At 53.6% G+C, this 14,704-nt stretch carries 12 protein-coding genes; 4 read left to right on the forward strand and 8 right to left on the reverse strand.

Annotated features, from left to right (window positions below):
- Positions 1–251: 251 nt before the first annotated feature.
- Positions 252–956 carry a FadR/GntR family transcriptional regulator gene (locus tag ACH0WD_RS22275; RefSeq protein WP_001131144.1) on the forward strand — a complete coding sequence of 235 codons (705 nt, stop codon included), beginning with the start codon at positions 252–254 and terminating at the stop codon, positions 954–956.
- Between the two features lie 11 nt (positions 957–967).
- Positions 968–2,395, forward strand: coding sequence for a multidrug transporter subunit MdtD (gene mdtD / locus ACH0WD_RS22280; protein WP_000202071.1), 1,428 nt, complete (start codon positions 968–970; stop codon positions 2,393–2,395).
- Here mdtD and rbsR read toward each other — a convergent pair.
- From rbsR to kup, 7 genes are all read right to left on the reverse strand, one after another.
- A complete protein-coding gene (gene rbsR, locus ACH0WD_RS22285; protein ID WP_000224495.1) occupies positions 2,361–3,359 on the reverse strand; it encodes a ribose operon transcriptional repressor RbsR in 999 nt (332 codons plus the stop codon). The two genes, mdtD and rbsR, sit on opposite strands and share 35 nt — an antisense overlap.
- A 3-nt stretch (positions 3,360–3,362) precedes the next feature.
- Entirely contained in the window at positions 3,363–4,292 is a 930-nt protein-coding gene (gene rbsK / locus ACH0WD_RS22290) for a ribokinase (protein ID WP_000844730.1), read from the reverse strand.
- A gap of 132 nt (positions 4,293–4,424) precedes the next feature.
- On the reverse strand, positions 4,425–5,315 hold the full coding sequence (gene rbsB, locus ACH0WD_RS22295; RefSeq protein WP_001056260.1) for a ribose ABC transporter substrate-binding protein RbsB: 891 nt from the start codon (positions 5,313–5,315) through the stop codon (positions 4,425–4,427).
- A 24-nt stretch (positions 5,316–5,339) separates the two neighbouring features.
- Entirely contained in the window at positions 5,340–6,305 is a 966-nt protein-coding gene (rbsC, locus tag ACH0WD_RS22300) for a ribose ABC transporter permease (protein WP_000211345.1), read from the reverse strand.
- Positions 6,306–6,310: 5 nt separating this feature from the next.
- Complete coding sequence (gene rbsA, locus ACH0WD_RS22305; RefSeq protein WP_000339366.1) at positions 6,311–7,816, reverse strand: ribose ABC transporter ATP-binding protein RbsA; 1,506 nt, start codon at positions 7,814–7,816, stop codon at positions 6,311–6,313.
- A 7-nt stretch (positions 7,817–7,823) separates the two neighbouring features.
- A complete protein-coding gene (rbsD, locus tag ACH0WD_RS22310; RefSeq protein WP_000715942.1) occupies positions 7,824–8,243 on the reverse strand; it encodes a D-ribose pyranase in 420 nt (139 codons plus the stop codon).
- A gap of 216 nt (positions 8,244–8,459) precedes the next feature.
- Positions 8,460–10,328, reverse strand: coding sequence for a low affinity potassium transporter Kup (gene kup, locus ACH0WD_RS22315; protein WP_000102338.1), 1,869 nt, complete (start codon positions 10,326–10,328; stop codon positions 8,460–8,462).
- Between the two features lie 347 nt (positions 10,329–10,675).
- Here kup and ravA point away from each other — a divergent pair, with 347 nt between their 5' ends.
- Positions 10,676–12,172 carry an ATPase RavA gene (ravA, locus tag ACH0WD_RS22320; RefSeq protein ID WP_000940984.1) on the forward strand — a complete coding sequence of 499 codons (1,497 nt, stop codon included), beginning with the start codon at positions 10,676–10,678 and terminating at the stop codon, positions 12,170–12,172.
- Positions 12,166–13,617 carry an ATPase RavA stimulator ViaA gene (viaA, locus tag ACH0WD_RS22325; protein WP_000956596.1) on the forward strand — a complete coding sequence of 484 codons (1,452 nt, stop codon included), beginning with the start codon at positions 12,166–12,168 and terminating at the stop codon, positions 13,615–13,617. The genes ravA and viaA overlap by 7 nt, the downstream gene beginning before the upstream one ends.
- 4 nt (positions 13,618–13,621) lie before the next feature.
- On the opposite strand, the gene asnA is transcribed toward viaA, so the two are convergent.
- Positions 13,622–14,614: an aspartate--ammonia ligase gene (gene asnA, locus ACH0WD_RS22330; protein WP_000845125.1), complete on the reverse strand. Its 993-nt coding sequence runs from the start codon at positions 14,612–14,614 to the stop codon at positions 13,622–13,624.
- Positions 14,615–14,704 lie beyond the last annotated feature (90 nt).

The raw sequence follows: 14,704 nt of genomic DNA on the forward strand, positions 1-14,704 counted from the left end.
CCGTGAGGTTCTGGTCTGAACCCCGCTGACCCGGCGGCCTGTGTGCCGTTGTTCCGTGTCAGTGGTGGCGCATTATAGGGAGTTATTTCTGCCTGACAAGAGGAAATTTAAAATAATTTTCTGAGTGTCTCTTTTTTCATCAATGGCGTGCTTAACGTGCCATAAAATAAGCAAATTGCCGTTATTGCAACTGCAATCACACTTCCAGGTGGCATACTAATAACCAAACGAAAGAGAAAGGAAGAACATTCATGCCTTTAAGCGCACAACAATTAGCCGCACAGAAAAATCTATCCTATGTTCTGGCTGAAAAGCTGGCGCAGCGGATATTAAAGGGTGACTACGCCCCCGGTACGATTCTTCCCGGCGAAATAGAACTGGGCGAGCAGTACGGCGTAAGTCGAACGGCAGTTCGCGAAGCGGTGAAAACGTTGACGGCTAAAGGTATGGTGCTACCCCGTCCGCGCATTGGTACGCGGGTAATGCCGCAGGGAAACTGGAACTTTCTGGATCAAGAGCTGCTGACCTGGTGGATGACGGAAGAAAATTTTCATCAGGTGGTAGATCATTTTCTGGTGATGCGTATTAGCCTGGAGCCGCAAGCCTGCCTGCTGGCGGCGACTCTTGGCACACCGGAGCAGAAAGCGCGGCTTAATGCCTTAATGGAAGAGATGGTCGCGCTGAAAAAGCATTTTAAGCGTGAACGCTGGATTGAAGTGGATATGGCGTGGCACGAGCATATCTACGAAATGAGCGCCAATCCCTTTCTAATCTCTTTTGCTACGCTATTTCATTCGGTTTATCACACTTACTTTACCTCAATCACCTATAACGAGGTGGTAAAGCTGGATTTGCACCAGGCCATTGTTGATGCCATCGCTGATGGCGACGGCGAACGCGCTTTCCAGGCCTGCCAGGCGTTGTTAATAGCGCCCAATGAGAGACCAGATAATTAACAGGATATTGAATGACCAGCAAAAAAGCGCGCAGTATGGCTGGCCTGCCGTGGATCGCGGCAATGGCCTTCTTTATGCAGGCGCTAGACGCCACCATTTTGAATACCGCTTTACCGGCTATTGCGCATAGCCTTAACCGTTCCCCACTCGCCATGCAGTCCGCTATTATCAGTTATACCCTGACAGTAGCCATGTTAATTCCGGTAAGCGGCTGGCTGGCTGACCGCTTCGGTACGCGTCGCGTCTTTATGGTCGCCGTAAGCCTGTTTACGTTAGGCTCGCTGGCCTGCGCGCTCTCCAGTTCACTATCTGAATTGGTTATTTTTCGCGTCGTACAAGGCGTCGGAGGAGCGATGATGATGCCAGTGGCGCGACTGGCGTTATTGCGAGCCTATCCGCGTAGTGAGCTGCTGCCCGTTCTTAACTTTGTCACTATGCCGGGGCTGGTAGGTCCGATTCTGGGGCCGGTATTAGGCGGCGTACTGGTGACCTGGGCAAGCTGGCACTGGATCTTCCTGATTAATATTCCCATTGGTGTTGCAGGCATTCTGTATGCCCGCAAATATATGCCCAACTTCACCACGCCGCGTCGCAAGTTTGACATGACCGGCTTCTTTCTTTTTGGGTTAAGTCTGGTTTTATTTTCCAGCGGAATGGAACTGTTTGGCGAAAAGATTGTGGCGACATGGATCGCATCCGCCATTATTTTTTGCAGTATCGTTCTATTATTGGCCTATATCCGCCACGCCCGCCGTCATCCGACACCGTTAATATCACTATCGCTGTTTAAGACACGCACATTTTCCGTCGGTATTGCCGGCAACCTCGCCACGCGTCTGGGGACAGGCTGCGTACCTTTTTTGATGCCGTTAATGCTACAGGTTGGTTTTGGCTACCCGGCTCTGATCGCCGGCTGCATGATGGCGCCGACAGCTTTGGGTTCTATTATCGCGAAATCGACCGTAACGCAGGTTTTGCGACGTTTGGGATACCGGAAGACTCTGGTCGGCATTACGGTATTTATCGGTCTGATGATTGCCCAGTTTTCGTTTCAATCTCCCGCCATGCCGATCTGGATGCTCGTGCTGCCGCTATTCATTCTTGGAATGGCGATGTCCACTCAATTTACGGCAATGAATACGATTACTCTTGCGGATCTGACAGACGATAACGCCAGCAGCGGCAACAGCGTTCTGGCGGTTACGCAGCAATTGTCTATCAGTTTAGGCGTGGCGATCAGCGCGGCGGTGTTACGTATTTATGAAGGTTTTGCGGGCACCAGTACCGTGGAACAGTTCCACTATACCTTTATCACGATGGGGGCGATCACTATCGTGTCCGCGCTGATGTTTATGCTGCTAAGAGCCAAAGACGGCAACAATCTGATTAAAGAACGGCATAAATCTAAACCGACCCACGCACCGTCAAAACCGGAGTAAGCTGAAGCCGCTGTTGTTGCAAGGCGGGCTGCGCCATCCGATGAATCAACACATCAATAGCCAGCTCGCCCAATTCATCTTTCGGCTGATGGATAGTCGTCAGCGGCGGCGTCATATAGCGCGCCAGCTCAATATCATCATAGCCAATGACTGCCATATCCTGCGGAATACGAAGCCCCGCCTGATATAGCGCCTGATAGGCGCCGACAGCCATCGCATCGTTTCCGGTAAAAACCGCTTGCGGTCGCTGTTGATGGGCGAGTAACGCCTGCATGGCGTCAAAGCCGCCGCCAAATTCAAAATCGCCGGTGATCTCATAGCCTTGCGGAATAGCCAACCCTGCGCGTTTCATCGCCGCCCGATACCCTTCCAGCCGTAAACGCGCTGGCGTTTTGTCCAGCGGGCCGGTAATACAGGCTATTCGGGTAAATCCTTTATCGATAAGGTGTTGGGTGGCAAGATCGCCGCCTAACAACGAATTATCCTGAATGAGATCGCTACCGCCCTCGCCATCAAACGGCGACCAGTCCATCATGACGGTAGGAATAGACGGATAACGCTCCATGATTTCACGAGAAGGCTGATGCGTTTCGGTACACAGCAGCAGTAAACCGTCTACCCGTTTTTGCATCAGCGTCTCCAGGTTGCGGTTCATCCGTTGCTCGTCGCCTTCGGTATTGCACAGCACCAGACTATAACCGCGCTCAAAACAGCTTCGCTCAACGCCGCGCACCAGTTCGGAATAAAAAGGGTTGGTACTGGCGGTAATCAGCATACCAATCGTGCGGGTCTGGTTTAACTTGAGGCTTCGCGCCAGCGCAGAAGGCGCATAGTTAAGTGATTTAATCGCCGCTTCAACTTTTTCGGTTATCGTCTCACTCACAAAGCGATCTTTGTTAATAACGTGAGAGACCGTCGATGTAGAGACTCCCGCCAGGCGGGCAACATCTTTCATAGTAGCCAAGCGTTACCCCTGCTGATGTAAAAACGCTTCTATCTCTTCGCGCCACGGAACGGAAGGTTGCGCGCCTTTACGCGTTACGGCAATCGCGGCGGCGGCATGGGCAAAGCGAATCGCTTCCGGCAACGGCGTCTCCTCCAGTATCGCGGTGATAAAGGCGCCGTTAAACGTATCTCCGGCGGCAATGGTATCGACAGCCTCAACGCTAAATCCAGGAACGCGGCGGCCCTCGCCGTTTACGCTGGCCCAGACGCCACGGCTTCCTAAGGTAATTAATACGGTTCGAATGCCTTTATCATGCAAAACCTGCGCAGCTTTCGCGGCATCGTCGTCATTTTCCACACGCACGCCCGTCAGCTTTTCAGCTTCCGTTTCATTTGGCGTGATGATGTCCACCAGCGCCAGCAGTTCATCCGGTAGCTCACGGGCAGGCGCCGGGTTCAGCGCAACAGTAGTATGATGTTGATGGGCGATTTTCGCCGCCGCCAGTACGCTTTCCAGCGGCGATTCCAGCTGCATCAGTAACGCATCCGCCTGCGCGATACGTTCACGTTGCGCATCAACCAACGCCGGCGATAACGCGGCATTCGCTCCGGCATGAATACCGATGACGTTCTCGCCTTCGCCGTTAACGAAAATCAGCGCCACCCCGGTAGACTCGCCTTTAATAACGCTAACTGGCGCGATATCAATACGATCGCTGACTAATTGTTTACGAATACTGTCGCCAATATCGTCATCGCCCGTGCAGGCTATAAACGCAATATTTGCCCCGCTACGTCCCGCAGCAACCGCCTGATTCGCGCCTTTCCCGCCAAACGCGACCTGATAATGGCTACCGGTTACCGTTTCACCCGGGGTAGGGAAGGACTCAAGATTAAGGATATGATCGGCATTAATGCTGCCAAGGACGATGAGATTACCTGCGGTTTTCATATTCGGGGTTCCACGTCAAAGTGCGCCACCGGTTAGGGTGGCGCGTGCCCTGCTTTTCTTTTTTTACGTTCACCTCAGCGGAGGCTCGCGTATTTCTGTCGCCATCAGGCCATAGTTGACCCGTGTCGTTTATTACTGCTTGATGACCAGTTTCAGGTCAACCGGATATTTGGCCTGAACTTTTTCGCCTTTCAGCACCTTATCCGCCACTTCAACGCCTTTGGCGCCGATTTGATCCGGTAACTGAGCGATAGTCGCTGCCAGTTTGCCATCTTTTACGGCCTTTTCGCCATCCGGCGTACCGTCAAATCCAACCACCATCACATCTGCTTTACCGGCAGTTTGCAGCGCGCGCAGTGCGCCCAGCGCCATTTCATCGTTCTGGGCGAAGACAGCCTGAACATCCGGATGCGCGGTCAGCAGGTTCTGCATGACGTTCAGACCCTTAGTACGGTCGAAATCGGCAGGCTGGCTGGCCAGGACATTAAATTTGTGAGCGGCTACCGCCTGCTGGAAACCTTCGCCACGCTCACGCGCCGCAGATGTTCCGGCAATGCCTTGCAACTCAATCACTTTGGCGCCTTCGCCAGCTTTTTTCGCGATATAGTCGCCAGCGATCTTACCGCCCAGCACGTTATCAGACGCGATATGGCTGACGACATCGCCTTTGGTTGCCTGGCGGTCAAGCGTGATAACCGGAATCTTCGCCTGGTTAGCCATCTTCACCGCGTTACCCACCGCATCGGAGTCAGTCGGGTTGATCAGCAGAATTTTGGTCCCGCGAACGGTTAAATCCTGCACGTTCGCCAGCTCTTTGGCAGGGTTGTTCTGGGAGTCCAGCACCACCAGGTTATAACCCAGTTTATCCGCCTCTTTTTGCGCCCCGTCTTTTAACGACACGAAGAAGGGATTATTGAGGGTAGAGATCACCAGCGCAATGGTGTCCTTCGCCATTGCATTCGCGCTCACAGTGGCGCTCAGCGCAACAGCAGATACCAGGGTAGCCAGTTTTTTCATGTTCATATTTCAGATGTCCTGTAGTCGTTGTTACTGCTTTTTGTTGTCTACCAGTACCGCCAGCAAAATCACCACCGCTTTGACGATCATCTGGTAATAGGAGGAAACACCTAACAAATTCAAACCATTATTAAGGAAGCCGAGAATCAATGCGCCGATCAATGTCCCAACAATGCGTCCTTTACCGCCTGCAAGGCTGGTGCCGCCCAGCACCACGGCGGCAATAGCATCCAGCTCATAGCCGGTACCCGCCGTCGGCTGCGCGGAAGAGAGGCGCGCCACTTCAATGATGCCCGCCAGCGACGCTGTCAGGCCGCAAAGTGAATAGACGATAATTTTCACTTTGCTCACGCTAATGCCAGACAGGCGCGTCGCCGCTTCGTTACCACCCAGCGCGTAGATATAGCGTCCCAGACGGGTGTGATGCAGCATATACCAGGCGGCGATAAAGACGATAGCCATGATCCAGACCGGCGTAGGAACGCCCAGCGGACGGCCGATACCGAACCAGCCAAACAGATCGGCGTTATCGGTAAAGCCAGTGTTGACCGGGCTACCGTCGGTGTAAACCATCGTCACGCCGCGCAGTAGCAGCATCATCACCAGCGTAGCGATAAACGCCTGTACGCGGCCTTTCGCGACGATAACGCCAGTGACGGCGCCAATCGCAGCGCCCAGCGCCAGCGCGGCGGCAACCGCGACCAGCGCATTCACTTCAACGCCGACGATTGAAGCGGCAACCGCGCCGGTGAGCGCCAGCAGGGAGCCGACGGACAGATCGATCCCCGATGTCAGAATCACCAACGTCATCCCCACCGCCATAATGGCGTTGACGGAGGTCTGTTGAAGAATATTGAACAGATTATTAACGGTAAAAAAGTTGGGGCTCAACGTCGAAACAATCGCGATCAGCACCAGCAGGGCAATGAGCGACTTCTGCTCAAGAAGCCACGCTTTAGTGAAATAACGGCGACCAGAAACAGCCTGGGTTGTCATCTTTTTTACTCCTGATTCACGCGATTAAGCTTGCCCACTGCGGCAGCCATTAACACTTCCTGGGTGGCCTGCTCGCGAGTAAATTCACCGCTGAGATGCCCTTCATGCATGACGATGATGCGATCGCTCATGCCTAATACTTCTGGCATCTCAGATGAGACCAGAATGATGCTCAGGCCGTCGGCCTTAAACTGGTTGATAAGCTGGTAAATCTCTTTCTTGGCGCCGACGTCCACGCCGCGGGTCGGCTCGTCGAGAATGAGCACTTTCGGGCGCGTCATCAACCCGCGGGCAATCGCCACTTTTTGCTGATTACCGCCAGAAAGCAGGCCTATCGCCTGTTCCATTGACGGCGTCTTGACGTTGAACAGACGGATAAAATCCCCCACCGCCTGCTGCTCATCTTTGTGTTTCAGGCTTCCGCCAGCGCGGCTGAAATAGTCCAGCGCCGTCAGCGACATATTCTCTTTAACTGACATGCCGAGCACCAGTCCATCGCGCTTACGGTCTTCAGAGATATAAACGATGCCATTGGCCAGCCCGTCCTGCGGAGAACGCGTCACCACTTCGTGTCCATCAAGCGTCACATAACCGCTGGTTCGCGGCATCGCGCCGTACAATACTTTCATCAGCTCGGTGCGACCGGCGCCCATCAGGCCGGAGATGCCAAGAATCTCGCCTTTTCGCAGCACAAAAGAGACATCATTCACGCCCGGTCCGCACAGATTATCGACCTTGAGGCGAATCTCACCCGGCGCGTTATCCAGATGCGGGTACTGATCTTCCAGCTTACGTCCCACCATCATTTCGATAAGAGAATCTTCGGTCAACGTGGCCACTTCACGCTCGGCGATAAATTGCCCATCGCGGAAGACCGTCACGTCATCGCAAATTTCGAAGATCTCTTTCATACGGTGGGAGATATAGACAATGCCGCGCCCCTGCGATTTTAATTCGCGGATAACGCGGAACAGAGAGTCGGTTTCAGTGTCGGTCAGCGCATCGGTCGGTTCATCCATAATGATGACTTTGGATTCGAAGCTCAGTACTTTGGCGATTTCCACCATTTGCTGATCGCCGATAGAGAGTTCGCCCACCAGCTTATCGCTCTTAAAGCGCAGATTGAGTTTGGCTAAGAGCTGGTCGGCTTCGGCATACATCTTTTTCCAGTCGATTTTGCCAAAGCGATTCACAAACTCACGGCCCAGGAAGATATTTTCCGCAATGGTCAACTGCGGGATCAGGTTCAGTTCCTGATGAATAATGCCGATCCCGGCTTCCTGAGACGATTTAGGCCCGTTAAAGGTGGTCTCTTTACCCAGCCATAACAACGATCCCGCATCTCGCGTATAGATGCCGGTTAATACTTTCATCATGGTGGATTTTCCGGCGCCGTTTTCCCCCACCAGCGCCATAACGCGGCCAGGATAAACGTTTAACGCGGCGCCGGAGAGAGCCTTCACGCCGGGGAACGCTTTATCGATCCCTTTGAGTTGCAGTAATGCGTCCATAGCGGCCTCAGAAAGTGACGCCAGCGCAAAGAATGACGTTCGCATACGGGGAACACTCCCCGCTGCGAATCACCGCCTGACTGTCTGCAGTCAATTTTTTGAATTGTTCGTGTGTCGTATAACTAATTTTTATGGTGTTTCCCTGGTGTTGCTGCAGTTGCTCAAGGTGAGTGAGCAACGTTTCGTGGAGCTGCGGATTCTGTTGTTTGATTTCCGTTGCAAGAATCGCCGCCTCAACCTGCATTTCCCGGGTCACGACATCCACCACCTGCATAAAAGAAGGTACGCCCTGAGTTAGTGCTATATCGATACGCGCGGTGCTATTCGGGATGGGTAAACCCGCATCACAGACTACCAGAGTATCAGTATGCCCCAGACGGGAAATGACCGACGAGATTTCAGAGTTGAGTACGGTGCCTTTCTTCATTTTTCTGCTCCACTAGCGAAACGTTTCGCTGGCCGCAGTGTAACCCTGGATGTGTTCATAAAACCATCATGACGTAACAGAATTGTGATCGCCGTCGAAACGTTTCGCTAGCGGAAATCAGGTGAAGATAATCGCCCAATGGCGATTATCTTGTGGGAATCTACGGATTGGCCAGGCCGGGTAAGCCAACGCGGCCCCCGGCATGTTGATGGGAGGTTAAATCTCGACCTGCGTACCTAACTCAATCACGCGGTTAGGCGGGATCTCGAACTGATCCGGCGCGCGCAGGGCGTTGCGTTGCAGCAACAAATACAGTTTACCGCGCAAACGCAAATACCACGGGCGTTTGCCGACAATCAACGACTCGTGCGACATAAAGAACGACGTTTCCATCATCCGACAGCTAAGCCCTTCCAGACCGCAGCGGTGGAACACCTCTTCAACGTTTGGCGTTTCGCGCCAGCCGTAGCTGGCCACCACGCGCCAGAATGTCGGAGACAACTGCTCAATCTGCACCCGGCGAACGTTATGCACATAAGGCGCATCTTCCGTACGCAACGTCAGTAAGATTACGCGCTCATGCAACACTTTGTTGTGCTTCAGGTTATGCAATAAAGCAAAAGGGATCACACTGAGCGCGCGCGACATGTATACGGCAGTACCCGGTACCCGAACCGGCGGTGACTTCTCCAGTGAAGCAATCATCGCTTCCAACGAATTACCGTGTTCATGCATACGACGCAACAGACGGAAACGCTCGCTCTTCCAGGTGGTCATGATCGTGAACATGATCAGGCCCAGGCTCAGCGGCAGCCAACCACCGGACAACAATTTGTCGAGGTTGGCCGAGAACAGCGGGATATCCACGCACAGGAACGCGATGAGGATCAGCGCGACAAAATATTTGTTCCAGTGCCAGTTCTTACGCGCCACGGTCGTAGAAAGAATAGACGTCAGCACCATCGTGCCGGTCACGGCGATACCATAGGCCGCCGCCAGGTTGCTGGAGTGCTCAAAGCTAACAATAACAACCACGACCGCGAAATAAAGCAGCCAGTTAACGAAAGGGATGTAGATCTGACCGGACTCCATCTCGGAGGTATGGATAATGCGCATTGGCGACAAATAGCCAAGACGCACGGCCTGACGCGTCAGCGAAAAGACGCCGGAAATGACCGCCTGGGAGGCGATCACCGTCGCCAGCGCGGCCAGAATCAGCAGCGGAATTAACGCCCAGTCCGGCGCCAACAGGAAGAAGGGGTTTTTAATCGCTTCCGGATGCTTTAGTAGCAATGCGCCCTGACCAAAGTAGTTCAGTACTAACGACGGCAGTACCACGGTAAACCACGCCAGGCGAATCGGGAACTTACCGAAGTGTCCCATATCGGCGTACAACGCCTCTACGCCGGTAATCGACAGCACCACCGCGCCCAACGCAATAAATGATACGGTTTTATATTCAAGGAAAAAACGTACCGCCCAGACAGGATTCAGCGCATGTAACACTTCGGGATTGGCGATAATACTGCGCAGGCCAAGTACCGCCAGGATCAAAAACCAGGTCAGCATGATCGGCGCAAAGAGTTTTCCTACCATTCCCGTACCGTGCTTCTGAATCATAAACAACAGAGTCAGCACAATAATGGAGAGCGGGACAATCCAGGTATCCAGCTGCGGCGCGACAATCTCCAGGCCTTCAATCGCCGACATCACCGAAATCGCCGGCGTAATGACCACTTCGCCATAGAAAAAGCTGCCGCCTATCAGTCCCATGATAACTAACATGGATGTGGTGCGCGCCGAGGTATTACGCCCGGCAAGCGACATCAGCGTCAAAATTCCACCTTCACCCGCGTTATCGGCGCGCATCACGAAGGTGAGGTATTTGATGGAAACCACAAAGATGAGTAGCCAGAAGATCAGCGACAGAAAACCAAACACGGCATCTCGTTCAACGCCAAAACCAAACTGACCGGACAAACATTCACGAAGCGTATAAAGCGGGCTGGTACCAATATCACCGTAGACAACCCCAATAGCTGCGAGGGTAATCGCAGGCAACGATTGCTTATTATCAGTGCTCATAGACTCATCTTTCGTTTATACACGTCACCCTTCACGCTACCTCCTTGTCGGCTGCATTCGCTTACCCCAGCCACACGTTTAAGTCAGTGCCAGGGGATTCACTCCTTTGCCGCCTTGATGTAGTTTGAATGAATGAGTGTATAGATATGAAATGTGTGCTTAGTCCCTTGGCCCACAAAAAAGCGCACAGTATGCACGATTAATCATAAAATCGTACCCCTAAATGAAGCCAGATTAACCTGGCTCAAAGAAAAATAAACAGCGCGTCAGACGATTACAGCCCCGGTGGTGAAACGTCTATACTCGCAATTAGCATGATCCATTTGTCGAAAGGACGCCTCTTTATTATGGCTCACCCACATTTATTAGCGGAAAGAATTTCCCGTCTGAGCAGCGCCCTTGAGAAGGGGCTGTATGAACGTAGTCATGCCATACGCCTTTGCCTACTGGCGGCGTTAAGCGGTGAGAGCGTCTTTTTGTTGGGCCCGCCCGGTATCGCCAAGAGTCTGATTGCCCGCCGCCTGAAGTTTGCTTTCCAGCGCGCCCGCGCTTTTGAATATCTGATGACACGCTTTTCCACGCCGGAAGAGGTGTTTGGCCCGCTCTCTATTCAGGCGCTGAAAGATGAAGGTCGCTATGAACGCTTAACGACCGGCTACCTTCCCGAAGCCGAAATCGTTTTTCTGGATGAAATCTGGAAAGCCGGGCCCGCTATCCTGAACACATTGCTGACCGCCATTAACGAACGCCATTTCCGCAACGGCGCGTTTGAGGAAAAAATCCCGATGCGGCTGCTGGTGGCGGCCTCTAACGAACTGCCCGAAGCGGACAGCAGCCTGGAAGCCTTGTACGACCGAATGTTGATTCGCCTGTGGCTGGATAAAGTTCAGGATAAAGCCAATTTCCGCTCCATGCTGGTTAGTCAGCAGGATGAGAGTGATAACCCGGTCCCCGCCTCGTTACAGGTTAGCGACGAAGAATATCAACAGTGGCAAAAAGATATCGGCGCGATTTCACTGCCAGATCCGGTCTTTGAGCTGATATTTACTCTGCGCCAACAGCTGGATAATTTGCCGAATGCGCCTTATGTCTCCGACCGTCGCTGGAAGAAAGCCATCCGCCTGTTAAAGGCCAGCGCCTTCTTTAGCGGACGCGACGCGGTTGCGCCGATTGACCTTATCCTGCTAAAAGATTGCTTGTGGTATGACGCGCAGAGTCTGAATCTCATGCAACAGCAACTGGAAATATTGATGACCGGACACGCCTGGCAGCAGCAGGCCATGCTGACTCGCCTCGGCGGTATCGTCCAGCGCCGCCTCCAGTTGCAGCAACAGCAAAGCGATAAAACCGCCTTCACAGTCATTAAAGAAGGCGGTATGTTCAGCCGCCGCCCGCATTACACTTTACCGCCGGAAGCCAGCGCGTCAACGTTGACGTTATTGCTACAAAAACCGCTAAAACTGCATGATATGGAAGTGATCCATATTACCTTTGACCGCAGCGCGCTGGAACTTTGGCTGACCAAAGGCGGCGAGATCCGCGGCAAACTGAACGGGATCGGCTTTGCCCAAACGTTGAATATGGAAGTCGATAACGCTCAACATCTGGTGGTGCGCGACATCAGTCTACAAGGTACCCGTCTGGCGTTACCGGGAGCGGCTGAAGACAGTATGCCTGCGGAGATCAAACAGCAGCTGGAAACGTTAGAAAACGACTGGCGCCAGCAGCATACCCGCTTCAGCGAGCAGCAACATTGCCTGTTTATTCACAGCGACTGGTTAGGGCGCATTGAGGCCAGCCTGCAGGATGTAGGAGAACAGATCCGCCAGGCGCAACAATGCTGACGCTGGATACGCTAAATACCATGCTGGCCGTCAGCGAAGAGGGAATGGTCGAAGAGATGATCCTCGCGCTACTGGCTTCCCCACAGCTGGTCATTTTCTTTGAAAAGTTTCCGCGTTTAAAAAACGCCGTGACCGCCGATCTCCCGCGCTGGCGGGAAGCGCTACGCAGCCGTCTTAAAGACGCACGCGTTCCGCCGGAACTCACGGAAGAGGTCATGTGTTATCAGCAAAGCCAACTTCTCTCTACCCCACAGTTCATCGTGCAACTGCCGCAAATACTGGCGTTGCTTCATCGCCTGCATTCACCGTATACCGCGCAGGCGAAGCAGTTGACGGAGAGCAACAGTACCTTTACCCCTGCGCTACACACGCTTTTTTTGCAACGCTGGCGGTTAAGTCTGGTCGTGCAGGCCACCACGTTAAACCAGCAATTACTGGAAGAAGAGCGCGAGCAGTTGCTGAGTGACGTTCAGGAACGGATGACGCTGAGCGGGCAACTGGAACCGACGCTGGCGGAAAATGATAATGCCGCAGGCCGACTGTGGGATATGAGCGCGGGCCAGCTTAAACGTGGTGATTATCAACTGATCGTAAAATACGGCGAATTTCTCGCCGCCCAGCCGGAGCTAATGCAACTGGCGGAACAACTGGGACGTTCGCGGGAAGCCAAATCGGTACCGAAAAAAGACGCGCCGATGGAAACCTTTCGTACACTGGTACGCGAACCCGCTACGGTGCCGGAGCAGGTTGACGGTATTCAGCAAGGCGATGATATTCTGCGCCTGTTGCCGCCAGAGCTGGCGACGCTCGGCATCACCGAGCTGGAATATGAATTCTACCGCCGGTTAGTGGAAAAACAGCTCCTCACCTATCGCCTGCATGGCGAAGCGTGGCGTGAGAAAGTGACCGAACGGCCGGTAGTACACCAGGATGTCGACGAGCAGCCGCGCGGACCGTTTATTGTCTGCGTCGATACTTCAGGCTCGATGGGGGGATTTAACGAGCAGTGCGCAAAAGCGTTCTGCCTGGCGTTGATGCGCGTTGCGCTGGCGGATAACCGCCGCTGCTTTATTATGCTGTTTTCCACTGACGTTGTGCGTTATGAACTCTCCGGCCCGGAAGGTATCGAGCAGGCCATCCGCTTTTTAAGTCAACGTTTTCGCGGCGGCACGGATATCGCCAGCTGTTTTCGCGCCATTATTGAAAGAATGCAGGGACGGGAATGGTTTGATGCCGATGCGGTGGTCATTTCGGATTTTATCGCCCAGCGCTTGCCGGATGACGTGGTGAGCAAAGTGGGAGAGTTGCAGCGTCTTCACCAGCATCGATTCCATGCGGTGGCGATGTCGGCGCACGGCAAACCCGGCATCATGCGCATTTTCGATCATATCTGGCGCTTTGACACCGGGATGCGAAGCCGCCTGCTGAGACGCTGGCGGCGCTAACGGCTTATAAAATAGCAGGAATGCTTTCGCGAACCTGAGCGGGCCATACGCCGCACTGCACCTGACCAATATGCGGCAATTGCAGCAGCAACATCGTCAGACGCGACTGCCCAATCCCGCCGCCGATGGTCTGCGGCATTTCGCCGCGCAGCAGCGCCTGATGCCACACCAGTTGCAGGCGATCTTCATCACCGGTCAACGCCAGCTGGCGCATCAGCGTATCGGCATCTACACGGATACCCATAGAGGAAAGCTCAAACGCATCTTCCAGCACTGGGTTCCACACCAGGATATCGCCGTTCAGACCGGCGTAGCCCAGCTCAGATGCGGAGCTCCAGTCATCATAATCCGGCGCGCGTACATCATGGCGGTGGCCATCGCTCAGTTTACCGCCGATCCCCACCAGGAAAACGGCGCCAAGTTCTTTGGCGATCGCGCGTTCGCGCCCTTTCGCATCCAGATCCGGATAGCGAGACAACAGCTCCTGGCTGTGAACAAACTGAATTTGCTCTGGCAGGAACGGCGCCAGACCAAACTGTTTATGCACTTCCGCTTCCGTCGCCTTAATACCTGCCCATATAGCCTCTACTGTGCTTTTCAGGGTGGAAAATTGGCGCTCGCCATCGCCCATGACACGCTCCCAGTCCCACTGATCCACATAGACCGAGTGGAGCGGAGAGAGTCGGTCTTCATCGGGGCGAAGGGCTTTCATGTGCGTGTACAGCCCTTCGCCCGCGCTGAAGTCATGTTGCCCCAGGGTTTGACGTTTCCACTTCGCCAGTGAATGCACCACTTCGAACTGGGCGTCAGGCAACGCTTTCACTTTTACCTGCACCGCTTTTTCACAGCCGGACAAATTATCCTGCGTACCATCCCCTACGCGACTCAGGATCGGCGCCTGGACCTCAATCAGACCCAGACGCTCCTCCAGCTGGCGAGAGAAATGTGATTTCACGAAGCTAATTTGACGTTGTTTGGCAATGTAAGCGGTTTTCATTTTTTTACTCCTGCGTCCTGTTGCCTATGATTAAGCAACAAAACGAGAGCACTATTCAATAATCAACAGATAAAAAGCTAACTTCGGTTT

The sequence above is a fragment of the Salmonella sp. 2020_1395 genome (assembly GCF_043848115.1).
GTDB classification, from domain to species: Bacteria; Pseudomonadota; Gammaproteobacteria; order Enterobacterales; family Enterobacteriaceae; genus Salmonella; species Salmonella enterica.